The 21,330-nt window shown below is 70.0% G+C and carries 16 protein-coding genes; 7 read left to right on the top strand and 9 right to left on the bottom strand.

Annotated elements, in window-relative coordinates:
* Positions 1-26: 26 nt before the first annotated feature.
* Positions 27-284, bottom strand: coding sequence for a hypothetical protein (locus AC3WQR_RS07520; RefSeq protein ID WP_492741620.1), 258 nt, complete (start codon positions 282-284; stop codon positions 27-29).
* Positions 285-483: 199 nt separating this feature from the next.
* On the opposite strand from AC3WQR_RS07520, the gene AC3WQR_RS07515 reads away from it, so the two are divergent.
* The 6 genes from AC3WQR_RS07515 (at position 484) to AC3WQR_RS07490 (ending at position 7,417) form a co-directional block, all read left to right on the top strand.
* Positions 484-1,125 carry a hypothetical protein gene (locus tag AC3WQR_RS07515; RefSeq protein WP_307694066.1) on the top strand — a complete coding sequence of 214 codons (642 nt, stop codon included), beginning with the start codon at positions 484-486 and terminating at the stop codon, positions 1,123-1,125.
* A gap of 146 nt (positions 1,126-1,271) precedes the next feature.
* Entirely contained in the window at positions 1,272-2,396 is a 1,125-nt protein-coding gene (locus AC3WQR_RS07510; RefSeq protein WP_159277427.1) for a 3-deoxy-7-phosphoheptulonate synthase, read from the top strand.
* A 401-nt stretch (positions 2,397-2,797) separates the two neighbouring features.
* Positions 2,798-3,322, top strand: coding sequence for a Csu type fimbrial protein (locus AC3WQR_RS07505; protein ID WP_492741619.1), 525 nt, complete (start codon positions 2,798-2,800; stop codon positions 3,320-3,322).
* Positions 3,323-3,355: 33 nt separating this feature from the next.
* Positions 3,356-4,105, top strand: a complete 750-nt coding sequence (locus AC3WQR_RS07500; RefSeq protein WP_492741618.1) for a fimbrial biogenesis chaperone — start codon at positions 3,356-3,358, stop codon at positions 4,103-4,105.
* A 25-nt stretch (positions 4,106-4,130) separates the two neighbouring features.
* Complete coding sequence (locus AC3WQR_RS07495) at positions 4,131-6,455, top strand: fimbria/pilus outer membrane usher protein (RefSeq protein WP_492741617.1); 2,325 nt, start codon at positions 4,131-4,133, stop codon at positions 6,453-6,455.
* Positions 6,443-7,417, top strand: coding sequence for a Csu type fimbrial protein (locus AC3WQR_RS07490; protein ID WP_492741616.1), 975 nt, complete (start codon positions 6,443-6,445; stop codon positions 7,415-7,417). Before AC3WQR_RS07495 ends, AC3WQR_RS07490 begins: the two co-directional genes overlap by 13 nt.
* A 30-nt stretch (positions 7,418-7,447) precedes the next feature.
* On the opposite strand, the gene map is transcribed toward AC3WQR_RS07490, so the two are convergent.
* The 7 genes from map to AC3WQR_RS07455 form a co-directional block, all read right to left on the bottom strand.
* Positions 7,448-8,239: a type I methionyl aminopeptidase gene (gene map, locus AC3WQR_RS07485; RefSeq protein ID WP_492685301.1), complete on the bottom strand. Its 792-nt coding sequence runs from the start codon at positions 8,237-8,239 to the stop codon at positions 7,448-7,450.
* A complete protein-coding gene (locus tag AC3WQR_RS07480; RefSeq protein WP_062482851.1) occupies positions 8,239-8,499 on the bottom strand; it encodes a ParD-like family protein in 261 nt (86 codons plus the stop codon). The genes map and AC3WQR_RS07480 overlap by 1 nt, the downstream gene beginning before the upstream one ends.
* 66 nt (positions 8,500-8,565) lie before the next feature.
* Complete coding sequence (locus AC3WQR_RS07475; protein ID WP_492741615.1) at positions 8,566-8,970, bottom strand: DUF6194 family protein; 405 nt, start codon at positions 8,968-8,970, stop codon at positions 8,566-8,568.
* Positions 8,971-8,985: 15 nt separating this feature from the next.
* Positions 8,986-10,005, bottom strand: a complete 1,020-nt coding sequence (locus AC3WQR_RS07470; RefSeq protein ID WP_492741613.1) for a Bug family tripartite tricarboxylate transporter substrate binding protein — start codon at positions 10,003-10,005, stop codon at positions 8,986-8,988.
* Between the two features lie 23 nt (positions 10,006-10,028).
* Positions 10,029-11,444, bottom strand: a complete 1,416-nt coding sequence (locus AC3WQR_RS07465; RefSeq protein WP_492741612.1) for a sensor histidine kinase — start codon at positions 11,442-11,444, stop codon at positions 10,029-10,031.
* Entirely contained in the window at positions 11,445-12,110 is a 666-nt protein-coding gene (locus AC3WQR_RS07460; RefSeq protein ID WP_062482520.1) for a response regulator, read from the bottom strand.
* A gap of 26 nt (positions 12,111-12,136) precedes the next feature.
* The gene (locus AC3WQR_RS07455; protein WP_492741611.1) at positions 12,137-13,144 is read right to left on the bottom strand and encodes a Bug family tripartite tricarboxylate transporter substrate binding protein; all 1,008 of its coding nucleotides are present in this window, start codon (positions 13,142-13,144) and stop codon (positions 12,137-12,139) included.
* A 277-nt stretch (positions 13,145-13,421) separates the two neighbouring features.
* On the opposite strand from AC3WQR_RS07455, the gene AC3WQR_RS07450 reads away from it, so the two are divergent.
* Entirely contained in the window at positions 13,422-20,405 is a 6,984-nt protein-coding gene (locus AC3WQR_RS07450; protein ID WP_492741610.1) for an autotransporter outer membrane beta-barrel domain-containing protein, read from the top strand.
* Between the two features lie 91 nt (positions 20,406-20,496).
* Here AC3WQR_RS07450 and AC3WQR_RS07445 read toward each other — a convergent pair whose 3' ends face one another.
* Positions 20,497-21,291, bottom strand: coding sequence for an IclR family transcriptional regulator domain-containing protein (locus AC3WQR_RS07445; protein WP_056573982.1), 795 nt, complete (start codon positions 21,289-21,291; stop codon positions 20,497-20,499).
* Between the last annotated feature and the right edge of the window lie 39 nt (positions 21,292-21,330).

Genomic DNA, 21,330 nt, shown 5'->3' with positions numbered 1-21,330 from the left:
CCGTCGGGGGTCGCCGGCCCGTGAGTTCAACGCCGCGGCCATGCCAGGCCCCCGTTCTGCAACACGCCGGCCAGCTTCGCGATGCCGCCGGTGCCGCTCGCCGCCCGGCCGATCAGCGCGCCGCCGGCGGCGCCCGCGACGACTCGCATCAGGAACGACCGGCTGCGGCCCGCGGCCAGCAACAGCAGCACGCCGGCGCCGAGCACGACGAAGTGTTCGCCGGGGTAGTCGGCGCGCGCCGCATCCACCTGCTTGATCTTGTCGATCGTCTGTTTCAGGTCCATGGCTGAAGCTCCTTGTCGTGTTCAGCCGTTCTTACCGGTGAGCGCCGGGCTCCGCTGTAGGCCGGCGCCATGCGCGGTGACGGAATCCGCCGCGAAAACGCCGTGGAGAAAGCCGCATCGCACGGGAGACAGGGCGCTCTCGATAATGCAACCCGCTTGTAGAGAACCCCACAGAAGCAGAGAACTAGAGAACCGCGAAATGAGTGCAGCAGATTTTCTTTTCGCCCCCGAGGTGCAAAAGCTCTTGATGGTCGCCTACGCGGCGCCCCAACAACCCTTGTCTTCCAGCGAGCTGGCCCATCGCTCGAAGCTCGACACGGCCGACGTGGAACGCACCTTGGCGCATCTCGTCGGCAGCGGCATCCTGAAGAAGCAAAAGCCGAAGGCCGAGGAGGCCGAGACCTTCTCGATCGACCGCGCGTTCATCTTCCACGACGAACTGCGCAACATCGCGCTCAAGTCGTTCGCCGCGGCCGAGCCGGTTCGCGCGATGCTGCGCGGCAAGTTCAAGGCCTCGGTCGTGCGCGCCTTCGTGCTCGCGGAGGACGAAGACGGCACCCTGGAGCTGCTCGTCGTGCACGGCCAGTCGATGCCCGACGAAGCCACCCTGGCGGCCGCCTGCCGGAAGCTCTCGAAGAACATCCACCGTCACCTGAAGGTGCACGTCATCTCGAACGCGAAGTTCAACGGCCTCACGCCGCGCGATGCACTCATGCCGAAACCCGCGGCGCTCGAGATCATCAAGCTCGGGGATACGAAGGCGCCGCTGCCCGCCGAGAAGGTCGGCCTCTTGCAGAGTGCGAGGAAGAAGTTGGCGACGCTGTCGCGTTCGTCGGCGTGATCGCCTGGCTTTTGTCCTGTGAGGCCAGCTGCCGATGTAGGCCGCGACGGACCCCGACGGGTTCCTGAAGGCGGCCTGAGCTGGGGAGGAGGGCGTGCTGGGGGACAATCGAAGCAACCCCCTCGACATCACAGCATTCCACGATCATGTCCCGCCTCGACGACCCCCGCCACGACGCTGAAGTCGGCTCCCGCGACAGCACCCTCGACACCACCCGCATCGACGACGTGCGCATCGGTGCCGTGCGTCCCCTCATGACCCCCGCGCTGCTGCAGGAGCGCGTGCCCGTGCGCGACAACACGCTCGCGCTGGTCGAAGGCAGCCGCGCGGCCATCGCCGACGTGCTGCACGGCCGCGACGACCGGCTGGTCGTGGTGGTCGGCCCGTGTTCCATCCACGACCACGACCAGGCCATCGAGTACGCGCAGCGCCTGAAGAAGGTGGCCGATTCGCTGCAGGACGACCTGCTCATCGTGATGCGCGCCTACTTCGAGAAGCCGCGCACCACCGTCGGTTGGAAGGGTTACATCAACGACCCGCACCTGGACGGCAGCTTCGCCATCAACGAAGGCCTGGAGCGCGCGCGGCGCCTGCTGCTGGAGCTGACCACGCTGGGCCTGCCGACCGGCACCGAGTTCCTCGACCTCTTGAGCCCGCAGTTCATCGCCGACCTGATCGCCTGGGGCGCCATCGGCGCGCGCACCACCGAGAGCCAGAGCCACCGCCAGCTGGCCTCGGGCCTGAGCTGCCCGGTCGGTTTCAAGAACGGCACCGACGGCAGTGTGAAGGTGGCGGCCGACGCCATCCTCGCGGCCCGCGCGCCGCATGCCTTCATGGGCATGACCAAGATGGGCATGGCCGCGATCTTCGAGACGCGCGGCAACGACGACTGCCACGTGATCCTGCGCGGCGGCAAGGCGCCCAACTATTCGGCGGCGGATGTGGCGTCCAGCTGCGAGGCGCTGCTGGCCAACGGCCTGCGCCCGCAGGTGATGATCGACGTCTCGCACGGCAACAGCAGCAAGCAGCACCAGCGCCAGATCGTGGTGGCCGAAGACGTGGCCGCGCAGATCGCGGCCGGCGAGCGGCGCATCACCGGGATCATGATCGAGAGCCATCTCGAGGAAGGCCGGCAGGACCTGAAGCCCGGCGTGCCGCTGAAGCACGGCGTGTCGATCACCGATGCCTGCATCGGCTTTGCGCAGACGGTGCCGGTGCTCGAGGGGCTGGCGTCGGCGGTGAAGGCGCGGCGCCGGTTGGCCAAGGCCTGAGGCTGACGCGGGGGCAGGGCGACTCCCTGCCGCCTGCGCCCGGGCGGGTCCGGGCAACGCTTTGAGCCGGCCCGCATCGACTTCCTGAGGCTGCCCAGCCTCGGGCGCCACCAAGCCCTGCGCTTGTTGCGACCACTTCCCCACCCGCTATCGACCGCACCAAGGCCTCCACTTCGCGGAGGCAGGGGGCGCCTTGACTGTGGCGGAAATGTAAACAATGCAAACAGTTTTCCAATTGTTACGAGAACTAGATCACGAAATTTGAGCCGAGGCGTCGTGAATCCGAGGGCAAACGGGCCGGTTGTGGGGCATCCTTGCGCCACTTTGTAGTCAAAACGTATGCAAAATGATTACAAAATACCGACCTGTCAGGTCTTATTGATTACATTTGGAGTGCTTTCATGCTCAAGCTCGCAGTCGCCGCGGCGGCCACCGCCACCCTCGTTTTCGCATCCGGTTCGGCCCTGGCTGACACCGCCGGTGCCAGCTTCCAGGTCAAGATGACCATCGTGCGCAGCTGCGCGGTGACGGCCGGCGGCGCCTCCGACATCAGCCTGGGCACCTCCGTGCAGCCCACCGCCACCAACCAGACGGGCAACAACACCATCTCGGTCACCTGCTCCAAGACCACGCCCTACACCGTCGGCCTGCTGCCTTCGTCCACCAACGGCGGCACCACCGACGGCACGGGTGCCATGTCGTCCGTCGCCAACTCGGCCACCAACACCGACAAGGTGCCCTACGCGCTGTACTCCAACGCGGGCAACAGCACCGTGTGGGGCAACACCACCGGCACCGGCGCCAATGTCGTCGGCGGCACGGGCACCGGTGCGGCGATCACGCACACGGTCTACGCCAAGAACACCAACGCCAACTTCACCCCGGACAGCTACGCCGACACCGTCACGGTGACGGTCACGTACTGAGCCAGAGCTGAATCACCGAGCCAGAGCTGAATCGTGAGACGTGCACTTGCCATCCTCGGACTGTGGGGCGCATGCCTGCTTGGCGGCGGTGCGGTCCAGGCGGCCGGCCTGCAGGTCTCGCCCGTCACCCTGACGCTGGCGCCGACGCGGCAAGGCGACGGGCTCTGGCTGAGCAACACGGGAGCCGCGCCGCTGGACGCGCAGATCCGCGTCTTCCGCTGGACGCAGGTGGACGGGCAGGACCGCATGGAGCCGGCGGACGGACTGGTCGTCAGCCCGCCCATGCTGCAGCTGCCCACCGGCGGACGGCAACTGGTGCGCGTGATCCGCAACGGCCCGCCGCCCGCGGGCCCGGCGGAAGAAGCCTACCGCGTGCTGGTGGATGAACTGCCCGTGCCCCAGGCGGCGGGCACCGCGGCGGACGGCAAGAAGAGCAACCTGAACTTCGTGATGCGGCACTCGCTGCCCATCTTCGTGTCCCCGGCGGGCGCGGAGCCGGCCCCCGCGCAGTTGCGCTGGAGCCTGCGGCGCGAGGACGGCAAGGCCGTGCTGGAAGTCAGCAACAGCGGCGGGGTGCATGCCCAGCTGGCGGACCTCGTGTTCACCGGCGCGGACGGCCGCGCCGTCGCCGCCTACACCGGCTTGCTGGGTTACGTGCTGCCCGGCGCCACCATGCGCTGGCCGCTGAAGACGTCGCCCGCCGCCCTGGCCGGCGCGGGTCGCTGGCAGGTCATGATCGATGGCAGAACGACGGACGCCAACCTCGCGCCGCTGGCGCGCTGAGCGGGCCGGGTTCGCTGCGAGGGCCTTGCTGGCTCCGTTTGCGCTGGCCCTGACCACGCTCCCCGCCCACGCAGCGCCCGCCGCGCAGTCCGTGCCGGGGGCCATGACGCTGTACCTGGAGGTCAGCCTCAACGGCATGGCGCGCGGGCTGCACCCGTTTCGCCTGCAGGCCGGGGCCTTGTCGGCCTCCCGCGCGGTGCTGCGCGAACTGAGTTTCTCCCTGCCCGACAACGGCGCCGAATGGCTGCCCCTGCGCGACCTGCCCGGGCTCGTGGCCGACTACGACGCCGCGCGCCAGCAACTGAGCCTGACCGCGCCGCTGGCGATGCTGCAACTGCCCACGGCCACGGTGGGGCAGGCGGCAGTCACCGCGCAGCCCCTGAGCACGTCCACCGGCCTGCTGCTGAACTACGACCTCTACGGCACCCAGGGCAGGGGTGGCAGTGCCAGCCTGAGCGCCTTCGGCGAGCTGCGCGCCTTTCGTGGCGCCAGCGTGCTCAGCACCACCTGGCTGATGCAGCGCACGCACGACACCCAGGGCTGGAAGGACCAGTCCGTGCGCATGGACAGCATCTGGAGCATGGCCTTCCCCGACAGGATGCTCACCCTGCGCGTGGGCGACACGCTCACCGGCGCCGTGCCCTGGTCGCGCGCCACGCGCATCGGCGGCATCCAGCTGTCGCGCGACTTCGGCCTGCAGCCCTACCGGCAGACCGCGCCGCTGCCCAGCTTCATCGGCTCGGCCACGATGCCTTCGGACGTGGAACTGTTCATCGACGGCATCCGCCAGTACAGCGGCCAGGTGCCGGCGGGGCCTTTCCAGCTCAACGCGCTGCCGCGCATCAACAGCACCGGCACGGCGCAGGTGGTGGTGACCGACGCGCTGGGTCGCGCCGCCACGCTGAGCTTCTCGCTCTTCGACAGCAGCCGCCTGCTGGCGCCCGGGCTGAGCGACTGGACGGTGGACCTGGGCGTGGTGCGCCGCAACTACGGCCTGCGCTCCTTCGACTACGGCAAGCAGCCGGTGCTGACCGGCACCTGGCGCCGGGGCCTCAGCGACAGCTTCACGGTGGAAGCGCATGGCGAAGTGACGCGCGGCCTGGCGCTGGCCGGCGCCGGCGGCGTGTGGCAACTGGGCGCGGCGGGCACGTTGTCGGCGGCGCTGGCGGGCAGCCGGCACGACGCCGACGCCCCCGGCGGCAGCCGCAGCGGCACGCAGACCAGCCTGGGCTACCTGTGGCGGCAGGAGCGCCTGTCGGTGGGCCTGAACGGCAGCCGCACGCAGGGCGACTACCGCGACGTGGCCACGGCCTACGGCTCGGCACCGGCCAAGGGCAGCGCCAGCGCGAGCGTGGGCTACGACATGGGCGGCCTGGGCAACGTCAGCGTGAGCTACCTCTACCTGCGCCCGGTGGGGCAGACCGCGTCGCGCTACGCCAGCGTGAACTGGTTCCGTTCGATCGGGCGCACGACCTCGGTCTCGGTGGGCATGAACCAGAACCTGGACAAGCGCAGCGACCGCGGCATCTTCGTCGGCCTGAGCTGGTCGTGGGACGCGCAGACCAGCGTGAGCGCTGGCGTGCAGCGCAGCGGCGACCAGGGCACCGTGGGCACCGTCAGCGCGCAGCACTCCCCCCTCGGCGACGGCGGCTGGGGCTGGCGCGCCACCGCGCGCACGGGCGGCGGCACGACCGGCGGGCAGGCTGAAATCAACTACCTGGGCCCCTACGGTCGCGTGCAGGCCGGCGTGAGCGAGATGGGCGGCGGCCGCGCCAGCCGCTACGCCTATGCGGGCGCCAGCGGTGCGCTGGTGCTGATGGGCGGCGGGGTGCTGGCCGCGCGGCGCATCGACGACGCCTTTGCCGTGGTGGACACCGACGGCGTGGCCGGCGTGCCCGTGAAGCTCGAGAATCGACCGGTGGGGCAGACCAACTCGCGCGGGCTGCTGCTGGTCGTGCCGGTGAACGCCTACCAGAACAACAAGCTGGCGATCGACCCGATGGACCTGCCCGCCGACGTGCGCATCGAACGTGCCGAGAGCCTCATCACCCCGGCCGGCCGGTCGGGCGCGCGGGCGCATTTCGGCATCACGCCCGTGCGGGCCGCCCACGTGGCGCTGGCAGATGCGCAGGGCCAGCCCTTGCCGCTGGGCAGCCGCGTGCAGGTGAACGGGCAGGAGGGCGGTGGCGCGGTGGTGGGCTACGACGGCTGGGTGTACCTGGACACGCTCGCCGTGCGCAACACGCTCGCCGTGCGCACGCCCGACGGCGCGGTGTGCCGGGCACAGTTCGACTGGCGGCGTCCCGAGAGCGGTGGTTTGCAGAAAGAGCGGTTGACATGTGGACGTTGAGATTCGTGAAACTGGCGCTGGCCTTCTCGTGCCTGCTGGGCATGGGCGCCGCGCATGCCGACCCGAGCTGCTGGGTCGCCAGCCAGCCCAGCTTCGCCTTCGGCACCGTGACGGCGTCGGCTGCGACGGACACCACCGCCACGGTCGGCTTCGCGTGCCAGAACGACACCGGCCAGACCATGTACTTGAGCTACTGCGTGTACATCTCCCAGGGCAACGAGATCGCCGGCTACGCCCCGCGCTACATGACCAACTGGAACGGTTCGCAGATGGCCTACAACATCTATGCCGACGCGGCCCGCAGCGGCATCGTCGGCCCGCCGCCGGGCGGCGGCACCTATGCCAGCGCGGGTGGCACCTTCGTGCTGCCGGCCAGTGGCGGCAACGTCGCGTTGAACATCCCGCTGTATGGCCGCGTGCCGTCCGGGCAATCGCTGGCGGCAGGCAGCTACCAGGCCAACATCTACAACTCCGAGGTCGTCTGGGGCATGAAGAGCGGCAACGCGCCCGACAGCTGCACCGCGAGTTCGGCCAAGTACGTCGGCAGGACGAACTTCTACACGCAGGTCACGGCCCTCTATTCCAACGCCTGCACCGTCAGCGTGGCGGCCACCGACCTGGACTTCGGCAGTGCCAGCTCGCTGAGCGCCGCGGTCAACGGCACGGCCGCCATCACGATGGCCTGCCCGCCCAGCACCGCCTGGAAGGTGGGACTGAGCAATGGCGTGAACGTGGCGGGGACCCAGCGGCGCATGGCGGGCGGCACCGGTGACTACATCCAGTACGAGCTGTACCGCGATGCCGCGCGTTCGCTGCGCTGGGGCAACACCGTCGGCACGGACACGGTCGACGGCAGCGGCAATCCCGGCAGCAGCATTCCGGTCTATGGGCGGGTGCCGGCCCAGACCAATGTGACGCCGGGCAGCTACAGCGACACGATCACGGTCACCGTGACCTACTGAATCGCCATCGCCCCGGGGCTGGGCCGCGCATCAGATCGGCGCGTAAGTCCCCGTGCCGTCCGGCCAGGCCGTCAGCACCTCGTAGCCGTCGGCCGTCACCGCCACCATGTGCTCCCACTGCGCGGACAGCGAGCGGTCCTTGGTCACGACGGTCCAGCCGTCGGCCAGCTGCTTCGTTTCGGCGCGGCCCGCATTGAGCATCGGCTCGATGGTGAAGACCATGCCCGGCTCGAGCACCAGGCCCGCCCCGCGCCGCCCGAAGTGCAGCACCTGCGGTTCGTCGTGGTAGATGCGGCCGATGCCGTGCCCGCAGTACTCGCGCACCACGCTGAAGTGCTCGCGCTGCGCGACCGACTGGATGGCGTGGCCCACGTCGCCCAGCGTCGCGCCGGGCTTCACCTGGCGGATGCCGGCGCACAGGGCTTCGTAGGTCGTCTCCACCAGCCGGCGCGCCAGCACGCTGGGCGCACCGACGAAGAACATGCGGCTGGTGTCGCCGAACCAGCCGTCCTTGTTGACGGCGACGTCGATGTTGACGATGTCGCCCGCCTTCAGGATCTTGTCGGCCGAGGGAATGCCGTGGCACACCACCTGGTTCACCGAGGTGAGGATGGTCTTCGGATAGCCCAGGTAGCCCACGTTGGCGGGAATGGCGCCTTGCACCTTCACGATGTGTGCGTGGCAGAGGCGGTCGAGCGCTTCGGTGCTCACGCCGGGCACGACGTGGGGCTCGATCATCGCCAGGACCTCGGCGGCCAGCTGTGCGGCGCGCCGCGCCATCACCAGCTCTTCGGCGGACTTGAGTGGAACGTCGTGTGCCATCAGTGCTGCTTGCCGTTCGCGGGGGCGCGGGGCTTGCCGGGTGGCGCCGCAGTGACTGTCGCGGCAATGTCCAGCCCGCCCGAGAGCTCGGCCTGGATCAGCAGCTGGCAGACCTCCCGGTAGTCGAGGTCGGGATGCATCTCGGTCAGCATGCCGACCCGCATCCAGTGCTCTGCCTGCGCATTGATCGACCGGCTGAGGGCGTTGCCCGCCACGCGCAGGTTCTCGTGCATCAGGTCTGAAATCTTGACGATGCCCATGGGCCACCTCTGTATGAAACGTATATGTATTGTATGCGTTTCATATGGCCCGGTGTTTGGGGTGGACTACGCGCTCTTGTCCCGCGCGATCAGCAGGTTGCGCGCCTCCGCCAGCAGTGGCTTCACGGTCTCGAAGGTCGCGGCGCTCGGGTTGATCACGCTGACCCAGTGCATCTTGGCGTACACCGGGTGCGGCATCAGCCGGTCGAGCGCGGTGTAGTCGATGTCAATTGGCGGCTGCTCGCCGAACAGCGCGCGAAAGCTTTCCTTGCCCACGCCGACGTTCAGGCGGAACACGCCGAGCCGGTTCAGCTGCGAGGCGCTGTCGAACTCGTTGTCTTTCGTCACGATCGTGGCGAAGGGAAACTTGTTGTCCGCGCCGTGGAAGAAGAAGGTGTTGTCGTCGGCCACTTCGAAATGGCCGCCGCCGAGCATGTCGATGAGGTGTTGGGTGATGTCGTCTTCGGTCATGGAGATTGGATGAGGTCAAGGCTTCCAGCGCCGCAGGCCGAGCTCGTCGGCCAATGCCTGGTAGGCCTTGATGCGCGCCTGCACGTAGTCGTCGAGCGCGGCGCCGGTGAGGGCGAAAGGATAAAGGCCGTGCCGTTCGCGCAGCGCCGCGTAGCCCGGCGCGGCCGTGGCCTCGGTGAAGGCGGCGGTCCAGGCGCGCACGGCGGCGTCGGGCACGTTGGCGCTCAGGTAGACGCCGCGCACGGTCGGCCAGACGATGTCCGCGCCTTGCTCGCGCGCGGTGGGCACGCCGGTGAGCGCGCCGCCCAGCCGCGCTTCGGACAGCACCGCGAGCAGGCGCAGCGGCGCGCCGCCAGCGATGGCCTGCAGCGCCTCGGCGGCGTCGCCCGGGAACGCGTCGACGTGCTTGCCCTGCAGCGCGCCCAGCGCGTCGCCGCCGCCTTCGAAGGACACGAAGCGCATCGCCTTCGGTGCGCCGCCGGCCGCGCGCACGAGCAGCGCGGCCTTCACCCAGTCCTGGCTGCCGACCGTGCCGCCCGCGCCGAAGACCACGCGTGACGGGTCCTGGCGCAGCGCGGCGATCAGGTCCTGCAGGCGGCGGTAGGGCGAATCGCGGTGCACGGCGACCACGCCGTAGTCGGTGCCCAGCGTGGCGATCCAGCGCACGGCCGAGGGCGGGTGCGGCCCGAAGCGGCCCTGCGCGAGGTTGAGCAGCGAGCCGCTCGAGAACGCGACCAGCGTGCCCGGCCCGCCGAGCTGGCCGCTCGCGATGCGGTCGAAGGCGACGGCGCCGATGCCGCCCGGCAGGTAGCGCTGCGCAAGCGGCGTGCGCGCGGGGCGCACGGCCTGCAGCGCATCGCGCGCCAGCGCGCAGGTCAGCGCGAAGCCGCCGCCGGCCTTGGCGGGAATCACGCATTCCGCCGGGCCCTCGGACACATCGCCCGCGGCCGCCGTCGCCTGCAGCGCGACAGGCGTGAGCCACGCGGACAGCGCGCGCAGCACATGGCGACGGGTGAAGGCGAGGGGGCGTGGCATCGAAGAAGAAGGAGGGCGGCGGTTCACCCCGCAGGCCGGGGCCACCAGATGATGGCATGCAGGCCCGGGCCGGCGCCGCGCGCTTCCAGCCGCAAGTCGCCACGGTGCCGCTGCGCGATGGAACGCACGATCGCCAGGCCGAGCCCGAAGCCGCCCTGGTCCGCGCGCGTGCCGCGCCGGAAGCGCTGGCCCAAGGTGGCGCGTTCGTCGTCGCTCAGGCCGGGGCCGTCGTCCTCCACGTTGAGGCTCCAGCCCGCGGCGTCGCCGGCTGCGAAGAGCGTGATGGTGCCGGCCGCCGGCGTGTAGGCGATGGCATTGGCCACGAGGTTGCTCAGCGCCTCGCGCAGCAGGCCGCGGTCGCCCACCGCGTGCAGCTCGGGCGAGGGCGCGTGGATGCCCAGGTCGATGCGCTTGGCGCGCGCCAGCGGCAGCAGGTCGACCGCCACTTCGCGCAGCAGCTCGGCGGTGTCGAATTCGGCCGGCGCCACGGCCACGGTGTCGCTGCGGCCCAGCGCCAGCAGCTGCTGTGCGCTGCGCGTGGCGCGGCCGATCTCGGCGCCCAGCGCGTCGAGCGCGGCGCGCACCTGCGCGGGGTCATCCTCGCGGCGTGCGTAGTCGGCCTGCATCTGCAGCGTGGTCAGGTGCGTGCGCAGCTGGTGCGAGGCGTCGTCGAGAAATTGCCGTTGTTGTGCGACCAGTTCCTGCGTGCGCGCCATCTGCTGGTTCACGGCGGCCACCAACGGGCGCACCTCGGCGGGCAGGTCGGTCTCGGCGATGCGCGTGAGGTCGTCGGGCGTGCGTGCCTGGACCTCGCGCGCCAGCCGCGAGAGCGGTCGCAGCGCCGCCGCCAGCGCCAGCGCGGTGCCGCACAGCAGCATCGCGAGGATCAGCCCGTCGCGCAGCGCGGCGCTGCGCACGAAGCGGCTCGTGAATTCCTGGCGCGAGCGCGTGCTCTCGCCGACCTGGATCAGCACGCTGCGCCCGGTGCTGCCGGCCGGCGCGCGGTCCAGGTCGCGCCGATAGGCCGCGAGCCGCACGGCCTTGCCGAAGTAGGTGGCGTCGTAGAAGGCCGGCACGCCCATCGGCGGCTCGACGGGCGGCGCGGGCAGGTCGGCACTGCCCAGCTCCACCAGCCCGTCGGAGGTCGCGACGCGAAAGAACACCTGCCCGCTGGCCGTGAGCTCGAAGAACTCGAACATCGTGTACGGCAGCTCGACCGACAGCCCGCCCGAGGCCGTGGAGATGTTCGCGTCGATCGACTTGAGCGCGCCGAGCAGCGAGCGGTCGTACGCGGCGTTGGCGGCGGCCAGCGCGTCGTGCCGCGTCATCCACAGCTCGATGCCCGTCACCAGCAGCAGGGCGGGGAACAGCAGCAGCGCGAGCCGCTGCCACAGGCTGGTGCGGCGCAGGCGGTCGGTGAAGCGGCGCAGCGCGCTCACTCAGTCCGCTTCCAGCACGTAGCCCAGGCCGCGCAGCGTGACGATGCGCACGCCGCTGCCGTCGAGCCGCTTGCGCAGCCGGTACACCAGCACCTCGATGGCTTCGAGGTGCACCTCGTCGTCGTCGGAGAACACGCGGTCGAGGATCTGCTGCTTCGACAGCGGCTCGCCGCTGCGCTGCACCAGCGCGCGCAGCACCGCCTGTTCGCGCGGCGACAGGGCGAGCGCCTCGCCGCCCAGCGTGAACTGCCGGCGTGCGCCGTCGTACACCAGCGGCCCGCAGGCCAGGCGCGGATGCTCCACGCCGCGCGCGCGCCGCACCAGCGCGTGCAGCCGCGCTTCGAGCTCGGCCAGCGCGAAGGGCTTGGCGAGGAAGTCGTCCGCGCCCGCGTTGAGGGAGGCGACGCGCTCGTCCAGCGAATCGCGCGCCGTGAGGATCAGCGCCGGCAGCCGCTGGTCGCGTTCGCGCAGCCGCTGCAGCACCGTGTGGCCGTCCATGCCGGGCAGGCCCAGGTCGAGCACCAGCGCGTCGTGGTCGCGCTGCTGCAAGGCCCGGTCGGCCAGCCGGCCGTCGTCCACCCATTCGACCTGGATGCCCGCATGCTCCAGCGCCTTGCAGAGCCAGGTGCCCAGGGTGTGTTCGTCTTCGGCCAGCAGGATGCGCATGGCGCCGATGCTAGGGCCTGCCTGCCTCAATCAGGCTTGATGTTTGCCCTTGCGATCACCTTCTGCCAGCGGTTCTGTTCGGCGGTGATGAACTGCGCGAACTGCTCCGGCGTGCCACCCACGGCTTCGGCCGCATCGGCCGTGAGCCGCTGCATCGAGTCGGGCGACTTCACGGCCTTCATGGTCTCGGCCGAGAGCTTGGCCATCTGCGCGGGCGTGATGCTGGCCGGCGCGAGCATGCCGTACCACTGCGTCATCTCGAAGCCGGGGAAGCCCTGCTCGGCCACGGTCGGCACGTCGGGCAGCTGCGCCAGGCGCTTGGCCGAGCCGGTCGCGATGCAGCGCACCTTGCCGGCCTTGATGAACGGAATGATCGCCGCCGCGCCGATGGCCGAGGCGTCGAGCCGGCCCGAGAGCAGGTCGGTCACCATCGGGCCGGTGCCGCGGTAGGGCACGTGCAGCATGAAGACCTCGGCCGTCATCTTCAGGTACTCGAAGGCCAGATGGCCGGCGCTGCCGTTGCCGGCCGAGCCGTAGCTGAGCTTGCCGGGCTTGCTCTTGGCGTAGGCGATGAATTCCTTGAGGTTCTTCGCCGGCACGTCGGGGTGCACCACGTACAGGCTGGGCACCTTGGCCAGCAGGCTCACGGGCTTGAAGTCCTTGTTCGCGTCGTAGGGCAGCTTGGCGAAGATGTAGGGGTTCACGGCCAGCGTGCCGATGTGGCCGAGGATCAGCGTGTGCTGGTCGGTGGCGCGCGCCACTTCGCTCATGGCGATGTTGCCGGCCGCGCCGGGCTTGTTGTCCACGAACACGCTCTGACCCAGCGTGCGCGACAGCTCGGCGGCGGTGGAACGCGCCACGATCTCCGAGCTGCCGCCCGGCGCGAAGGGCACGACGAAGCGGATCGACTTGCTGGGCCAGGCATCTTGCGCCGAGGCTATCGAAGGCAGCAGGCCGCCGAGGGTGAGGGCGCCGCCGGCTTGCAGCCAGTGGCGGCGGCTCAGGGGAACGTCGGTGGGGAAGCGGTCGGACATGGCTTGTCTCCAGTGTTTTTTGGATGGAAGCCCGCATCCTGCCGGGCGGATGCTGTCGGAATGCTGTCTGTGCCTCTCTGGATGGAGCCCGGTGGTCGAACGGGATGGCGTCGCGCTGCCGGTCGCGAACTCGCAATCAATGGCGCGGGCTTCGGAATGTTGTGGCTTCAAGACACTTCCTCGCCTTCCATTTGGTCCTTCACCGATTTCTCGCGTTCACGGGACCTCGAGTTCATCGGCTAGATAACATCGGTTTACAAAATTGGAGGAGAGACCTTTGAATCACATCTACCGCGTGATCTTCGACCGTCGGCTGGGCCGGTTTCGCGTTGCATCGGAACTGGCGAAGGGCTGCGGCAAGGGCCGCGGCACGGCGACAGTGGCGGGCGCTGCGCTCGCGTTTTTGGCGACCAGCTTCTTTCCGGCGCAGGCGGTGTGCACGGTTGCATTCAACGACGTGACCTGCGACGGTGCCGCCCCCCTGCTGGCGCCGGACTATGCGAACGGCGCCAGCAACCTGAACGTCACGGTGAACGCCGGGGCGACCGTCGGCGTGCTGCCGGGTGGAAGCGGCAGCGCAATGACGCTGACGGGTTCCGACATCAAGCTCACGAACAACGGCCAGATCGATCCGCTGCTGTTCGGCAACGGCACCGCGAACCTGTCCACGGGCGTCGTGATGGGCAACGGCGGGGCCAGTACGGCCACCGTCATCAACAACGGGACGATCAGTGGCACCAGGGATGCGTCTGTCGGCCTGGCCGGCCTGGCGCTCGCGCTGCAGAACGGCGGCGGCATCACGACGATCACCAACAACGGAACGATGACCACCGGGGCTATCGCCAAAGCGACACTGGCCGAGGCCGATGCAGCGGCGGTCGCCGTCTATGGTGGCGGCCAGATCAACATGGTGAACACCGGCACGATCACCGGCCGCATCGCGTTCGAGAGCCCGACTTCCAGCGGCAACAGTTTCACCAACGCGGGCACGATCAACGGCAGCGTTTCGCTCGGCACCGGGGCGCGCAACGACACCTTCATCGCGGCCACCGGCTCGTCCATCAACGGCGGACCGAGCCTGGTGCCGGCCACTGCGGTGGCGGCGCCGTCGGGCGGCACGCTCAACTTCGCGGCCGCCGGCACGGTCGATGCGGGCGTTGGTGGCACCGACACGTTGGTGCTGCGCAACGCCGGCGGTGGTGCTGGCTCGGGCGAGATCAAGGCCGCGCAGTACCTGAACTTCGAGAACCTCCAGGTCAACAGCGGCACCTGGACCCTGAACGGCCCGGTGGTCAGCGGCAGCGCCCTGCTCAACGGCGGCGTCGCGATCTTCGATGACGCAGGCGCCTTCGGCACCGGCACGCTGATGGGCAACGGCGGCGCGATCCAGGCCGCGGCGAACGGCCTCACGCTGGCCCAGAACGTGAACCTTGTCGGCAGCCTGACCGTGCAGGGCAACAACAACTTCACGTTGGGCGGCACCGTCAGCGGCATCGGTGGCCTCATCAAGAACGGCGCCGGCACGCTCACGCTGAGGGGCAACAACAACTTCTTCGGCGGCACGACGATCAAGGGCGGCATCCTGCAGATATCGGGCGACGCCAACCTCGGCGCGTTCGGCACGGGCCTGGCGCTGGATGGTGGCACCCTGCGCATCGCCGCGGGTTCCGCGCCGTCCTTCAGCATGCGCAACGTCGCGCTCGGCTCCGGCGGCGGCACGATCGATCTGGGCGACAACTTCTTCGGCGTGGCCGGCGTCATCACCGGCAACGGTTCGCTCACCGTCACTGGCAAGGGCGGCTCCCTGAGCCTCATGGGGGCCAACAACTACAGCGGCGGCACGGTGCTGCAGGACCGCGTGAGCATCTTCACCACCGTGAGCGGCGTGTTCGGCAGCGGCGCGGTGCAGCAGCAGGGCGTCGGCTCGCAGTTGATTTTCAGTGACAAGGCGAGCGCCGGCGGTAACGCGTACACGGTGGGCCGCGCCGCAGGCGGGGACAGCAGCAACACGCTGTCGTTCGCCCAAAGTGCCACGGCCGCTTCCTCGAAGATCACGCTCAATGGCGCGACCTGGCAGATGGCCGGCGCGAACGCGTTGCAGTTCGGCGGCAATTCGAGTGCCGATGCATCGACCATCACCAACGCGGGCGGGGCGATCAACTTCTTCGAGAGCGCCAGCGCCGGGACGGCGACGATCACCAACGGAGGCAACAGCCTGTTGGCCTTCGGCCAGACGTCCACGGCCGGCAGTGCGCAGATCGTCAACACGGCCGGCGGGCTGGTGCGCTTCGTCGATGCCGCGACGGGCACGAGTGCCTCGGTCGCCAACGCCACAGGCGCCACGCTCGACGTGTCGGGCGCGACGGGCAGGCCCCCGCTTGAACTCGGTGCGGTTTCGGGTGGCGGCGCCGTCGTCCTGGGCGCCACGCAGCTCGCGCTCGGCGGTCTGGGCCGCAACGACACGATCTCGGGCACCGTCAGCGACAAGGGCAGCATCTTCTCGCAGCCGGGTTCGGGCACGGGCGGCTCGATCGTCAAGGTGGGCGCAGGCACGCTCACGTTGAGCGGCGCCAATACCTATACCGGCGGCACCACCATCGCAGCCGGCACGCTGAACGTGAACAACGTGAGCGGCAGTGCGACCGGCAGCGGCGCGGTGCGAGTGTTCGGCGGCGGGACGCTGGCGGGCAACGGCAGCATCGCGGGCGCGGTCACCATCTCCAAGGCCGGCGTGCTGTCGGCCGGCAATGGTGGTGCCGGCACGCTGACGCTTGGCAGCCTGAGCCTCTTCGAGGGCGCGGTGCTCAACTACGACCTCGGCCAGGCCGGCACTGACGGCGGTTCGCTCAACGACCTGGTCAAGGTCAACGGCAACCTGCTGCTGGACGGCACGCTCAACGTGGCGCAGTCCAAGGGCGGCCAGTTCGGTGCGGGCATTTACCGCCTGATCGACTACACCGGCACGCTCACCAACAACGGCTTGGACATCGGCAGCGTGCCGGTTGCGGCCACAGACCTTCAGGTGCAGACCTCGGTGGCCCAGCAGGTCAACCTGGTCAACCGCGCGGGCCTCGAGCTGAAATTCTGGGACGGCGGCGACGCCGGCAAGTACAACGACGGCAAGATCGCCGGCGGCGCGGGCACCTGGCGCGTGGGCGTGCCCGGCGACGGCTGGACCGGCACCGACGGCAAGATCAACGCGGCGTGGGCACAGGACCAGGTCGCGGTGTTCGGCGGCACGGGCGGCACCGTCAATGTCAGCAACGCGGGCGGCACGGTGCGCATCATCGGCGCGCAGTTCGCGGCCGATGGCTATGTGGTGCAGGGCGATGCGATCGAACTCGGCGCCTCGGGCACGGTGGTGCGCGTGGGCGATGGCTCGGGCACCGACACCGCGCGCAGCGCGACGATGAATGTCGCGCTCACCGGCACGGGCGGCCTGGTCAAGGACGACGTGGGCACGCTGGTGCTGCGCGGCACCAGCAGCTACACCGGCGGCACCACCGTCAAGGCCGGCGTGCTGGTGGGCGACACGCTGAGCCTGCGAGGCAACATCGTCAACAACGCGGAGGTCGTCTTCGACCCGAACCTGTTCGTCGTCGGTTCCTATAACGGCGCGATGAGCGGCAGCGGCCGGCTGCGCAAGATCGGCGGCGGCATTCTGCTGCTGGGCAGCGCGAACAGCTACACGGGCGGAACCTTCGTCGATGGCGGCTTGCTCTCCACCGATGTCACCGGCGCCCTGGGCAGCGGCCCGGTGAGCGTCGCGGCCCCCGGCAGGCTGCTGTTCGGCATCAACGCCGACGCGGGCGGCGCGGCCATCCACAACCAGGGCTCGGTGCGTTTCCAATCAAAGGCAAGCGCCGGCACCTCGACCATCACCAACGCCGCGGGCGGGGTGCTGGACTTTGCCGACTACGCCTCGGCCGACAAGGCCACGGTGATCAACCAGGCCGGCGCGCAGGTGCGCATCGATCAGGCGGTCACTGGCGTGAGCTTCGGTTCGCTCAGCGGCGCAGGCGAGCTGGTGCTCGGCGGCAGCGCACTCACGCTCGGCGGCAGCGGTGGCGACAACACCTTGTCGGGCACGATCAGCGGCACCGGCGGTGCCGGGGGCTCGATCGTCAAGGTGGGCGGCGGCACGCTCACGCTGTCGGGCGCCAACACCTACACCGGCGGCACCCGGGTGACCGCCGGCACGTTGAGCGTGAACAACAAGAGCGGCAGTGCCACGGGCACGGGCAGTGTGCAGGTGCAAACGGGCGCCACGCTCGCGGGCAGCGGCACCATCGCGGGCACGGTCTTCGTTGCCGACGGCGGCATCCTCGCCGCGGGCAACAGCCCCGGCACGCTGACGCTCGGTGCGCTCGCACTGGGCGGCGGCGCGACGCTGAACTACGAACTCGGCCAGGCCGGCGTGCCCGGTGGCGCGCTCAACGACCTGATCAATGTCACGGGCAACCTGCAGTTGAATGGCACGCTGAACGTCGCGCAGTCGGCCGGCGGCACTTTCGGGCCAGGGTTGTATCGCCTCATGAGCTACGGCGGCACGCTGACCGACTTCGGCCTGGACATCGGCACCGCACCGGCCGGCACCAAGCTGGCCGACCTGCAGGTGCAGACCTCGGTGGCGAACCAGGTCAACCTGGTCAACCGCGCGGGCCTTGAGTTGAGATTCTGGGACGGCGGCGACAGCACCAAGTACCACGACAACCAGGTGGCCGGCGGCAGCGGCACCTGGCGCGCGGGCAACCCCCAGCCCTCGAAGGACGGCTGGACCGACGTGGACGGCAAGCTCAACGCCAACTGGGCGCAGGGCCAGTTCGCGGTGTTCGGGGGCAAGGCCGGCACCGTGACGGTCGACGGGGCCGGTGGCGGTGGCGCGGTGCGCATCGCGGGCGCGCAGTTCGCGGTCGACGGCTACACGGTCCAGGGCGACGGCCTCACGCTGGACAACGCCAACTCGGTGGTGCGCGTGGGCGACGGCATGGCCGGGGGCGCGGCCATGACCGCCACGGTGAATGTCGCGCTCTCGGGCGCAGGCGGCATCTCGAAGGAAGATGCGGGTCGGCTGATCCTCGGCGGTATCAACACCTACACCGGTGGCACCACCGTGAAGGGCGGCGTGCTGCAGGGCAGCGCCACCAGCCTGCAGGGCAACATCGTCAACAACGCTGAGGTCGCGTTCGATCAGGACAAGACCGCTGGCACCTACGCCGGCGTGATGAGCGGCACCGGCAAGCTGCGCAAGATCGGCGCCGGCACGCTGACGCTGGCCAGTGCCAACAGCTACAGCGGCGGCACGCTGGTCGATGCGGGCACGCTCGCCACCGACACCAGCGGCGCGCTGGGCACGGGCGCTGTCGGCATCGCCTCGGGCGCGGCGCTGCAGTTCGGCGGCAAGGCCGACGCGGGCACGCTGGTCATTGCCAACCAGGGCACGCTGCGGCTGCAGGACGGCGCGAATGCCGCCAGCGCCACGGTGACCAATGCGGCTGGCGCGCAGGTGCGCATCGACCTGGCCACTACCGGCGCGAGCATCGGCTCGCTCGGCGGTGGGGGCGACGTGGTGCTCGGCGCGAAGGCGCTGACCACCGGCGCAGTCGGCAGCGACAGCACGATCTCGGGCGCCATCAGCGGCGCCGGCGGTTCGCTGGTCAAGGTGGGTGCAGGCACGCTCACGCTCGCAGGCACGGCCAGCTACAGCGGCGAGACCCGCGTGGTCGCAGGCATGCTCAAGGCCGGCGCGGCCAACGCCTTCAGCGCTGCGTCGAGCGGCGTGGTGGCCAGCGGCGCCACGCTCGACCTGGCGGGCTTCAGCCAGAAGATGGCAGGCCTGAACAACGCAGGCACGGTCTCGCTGCTGGGCAGCACGCCCGGCACCACGCTCACGTTGACCGGCCCCTACGTCGGCAACAACGGCGTGCTGCGGCTGGCCGCGAAGCTGGACAACCCCGGCACCGCCGACCGTCTCGTGCTCGACGGTGCTGCCGCCAGCGCGAGTGGTCGCACGACGGTGCAGGTTTCCAACCTCGGCGGCTTGGGCGCACGCACCAGCGGCGCGGGTATCGAGCTGATCAGTGCACGCAACGGCGCGACCACCACCGCGCAGACCACCAAGGACGCCTTCGTGCTCTCGGGCGGCCATGTCGATGCCGGGGCCTTCGAGTACCGGCTGTACGCGGGCGACGCCAGCGGCGGTGGCGAGAACTGGTATCTGCGCACCGAGGCCGAACCGGGCGCTCCGGGCGTTCCAGGCACTTCCGGCGGTGCCGGGCTGCCGACCTACCGCGCCGAGGCTTCGCTGTTCGCGGCGCTGCCCCATCAGCTGCGCCAGGGCAACCTGGGCATGCTCGCGAGCCGCAGCCAACGCGTCGGCGACGACGATGTGCGCGGCGGTGCGGGAGCAACGCCGGGCACCGACGGCAACAACCGTCGCGCCTGGGGCCGGCTGATCTCCACCGACATGGACATCCGCCAGGGCGGCACCGTCTCGCCGCACGGCGAGGGCCGTCTGACCGGACTGCAGGCCGGCACCGACCTGTGGGCCAACCCGGATTGGCGCGCGGGCATCTACGTGGGCCAACTCGACGGCAACGCCCGCACGAGCGGCTTCAGCGGCGGCCTTCTGAACACCGCCGCAGGCAGCAACGATCTGCGCAGCCAATACCTGGGTCTCTACGGCACCTTCACCACTGAGGATGGCTTCTATGCCGATGCGGTGCTGCAGGCCGGTCGCCACCGCTACACGGTGCAGCCGCTCCTGAGTGCGGGCGTCTCGGGCAAGGGCAACAGCTTCCTGGCATCGATCGAAGTAGGCAAGGCCTTCGCGATCGGTGCGAGCGGCTGGTCGGTGGAGCCGCAACTGCAGCTGATCCATCAACGGCTGCGGCTTGACGACGTGTCCATCCCGGGCGCACTCGTGCAGCAGGACGCGGACAGCGGCTGGATCGGCCGCGCGGGCGTTCGCATCAAGGGCAGCTTCGCGACCGGCGCCGGCACGCTGCAGCCCTATGCGCGCCTGAATGTCTATCGCAGCGCCAAGGGCAACGACGTTGCTCGCTTCGTGAACCCGGCGGCCATCACGCCTGTCGGCGCGCCGATTGGTGGCACCAGCACCGAGCTGGCTGCGGGCTTCACGCTGGCGGTGAGCCAGCGCACGAGCCTCTACGGCGAACTCGGCAAGCAGTGGGCCACGGGTGGCGGGGCGCGGGTGGGCAGCTCCATCAATGCGGCGGCGGGCGTGCGAGTGAAGTGGTGAGCAGGTGACGTGAGGCGGCGCGGCGGAACTGCCTGTCGCGACCGCTTCGAAAGAAAGCGTCGGCATGACCGACGCGCGCCACCGGTTCGGCTCAGATCAGGTTGCGCATCGCCTGCGCCGTCTCGCGCAGCACCGGCAGCACGCGGGCCACCGCGTCTTCCGAACTCTCGTGGCCCATCGGCATCGTGATGTTGAGCGCGCCCACCAGCGTGCCGTGGCGGTCGCGCAGCGGCACGGCGATGCCGCGCGAGTTCAGGTCGAGCTGCTGTTCCGACAGCGCCCAGCCCTGGGCGCGGATGCGCGCCAGCTCGAGCTTCATGCGCTCCATGCTCGCGATGGTGTGCGAGGTGAACACCGTGAGCTGGCGCGTGGCCAGCCAGTCGTTCAGCTCGGCGTCGCTGCGCAGCGCCAGCATCAACATGCCCGAGGCCGTCACCTGCGCAGGCACGCGCGCGCCGAGCACATAGCCGGTGCTCATGCTGCGGTTGGGGCCGTTGCGCGCGATGTAGACCACTTCGTCGCCGTCCATCACGCTCAAGTAGGCGATCTCGTTGGTGCCGGCCGCCACGCGCTGCAGAAAAGGCTGCACCACGCGCGGCAGGCGGGCCGATTCGAGGTACGACTGCCCCAGGCGCAGCACGCGCGGCGTGAGCCAGAAGAGCTTGCCGTCGCTGGCCACATAACCCATGTGCTGTAGGGTGAGCAGGTAGCGCCGCGCGGCGGTGCGCGTCATGTTCGTGCGCTGGCCGGCCTGGCTGGCCGTGAGGCGCGGATTGGCGTCGTCGAAGGCCTCGATGATGCTCACGCCGCGCTCCAGCCCGGCGATCCAGTCGCGCTTGTCCAGGCCGGCGGGCGGCGTCGAGTCGTCGGGGCTGGTGCTGTTCATGGGCGGAAGTGTGCCCGCGTCCGGCGCGGCGGCGAGGGC

Source organism: Variovorax sp. FW305-3-2-15-B-LB1 (assembly GCF_058787635.1).
The sequence above is the reverse complement of the archived record's forward strand: the minus strand, read 5'-3'. Positions and strand labels throughout refer to the sequence as shown.

Bases quoted from the DNA above. Each gene is read 5' to 3' on its own strand.
- AC3WQR_RS07520 (WP_492741620.1), bottom strand. From the start codon at position 284: ATGGACCTGAAACAGACGATCGACAAGATCAAGCAGGTGGATGCGGCG.
- AC3WQR_RS07515 (WP_307694066.1), top strand. From the start codon at position 484: ATGAGTGCAGCAGATTTTCTTTTCGCCCCCGAGGTGCAAAAGCTCTTG.
- AC3WQR_RS07510 (WP_159277427.1), top strand. From the start codon at position 1,272: ATGTCCCGCCTCGACGACCCCCGCCACGACGCTGAAGTCGGCTCCCGC.
- AC3WQR_RS07505 (WP_492741619.1), top strand. From the start codon at position 2,798: ATGCTCAAGCTCGCAGTCGCCGCGGCGGCCACCGCCACCCTCGTTTTC.
- AC3WQR_RS07490 (WP_492741616.1), top strand. From the start codon at position 6,443: ATGTGGACGTTGAGATTCGTGAAACTGGCGCTGGCCTTCTCGTGCCTG.
- map (WP_492685301.1), bottom strand. From the start codon at position 8,239: ATGGCACACGACGTTCCACTCAAGTCCGCCGAAGAGCTGGTGATGGCG.
- AC3WQR_RS07480 (WP_062482851.1), bottom strand. From the start codon at position 8,499: ATGGGCATCGTCAAGATTTCAGACCTGATGCACGAGAACCTGCGCGTG.
- AC3WQR_RS07475 (WP_492741615.1), bottom strand. From the start codon at position 8,970: ATGACCGAAGACGACATCACCCAACACCTCATCGACATGCTCGGCGGC.
- AC3WQR_RS07470 (WP_492741613.1), bottom strand. From the start codon at position 10,005: ATGCCACGCCCCCTCGCCTTCACCCGTCGCCATGTGCTGCGCGCGCTG.
- AC3WQR_RS07460 (WP_062482520.1), bottom strand. From the start codon at position 12,110: ATGCGCATCCTGCTGGCCGAAGACGAACACACCCTGGGCACCTGGCTC.
- AC3WQR_RS07455 (WP_492741611.1), bottom strand. From the start codon at position 13,144: ATGTCCGACCGCTTCCCCACCGACGTTCCCCTGAGCCGCCGCCACTGG.
- AC3WQR_RS07445 (WP_056573982.1), bottom strand. From the start codon at position 21,291: ATGAACAGCACCAGCCCCGACGACTCGACGCCGCCCGCCGGCCTGGAC.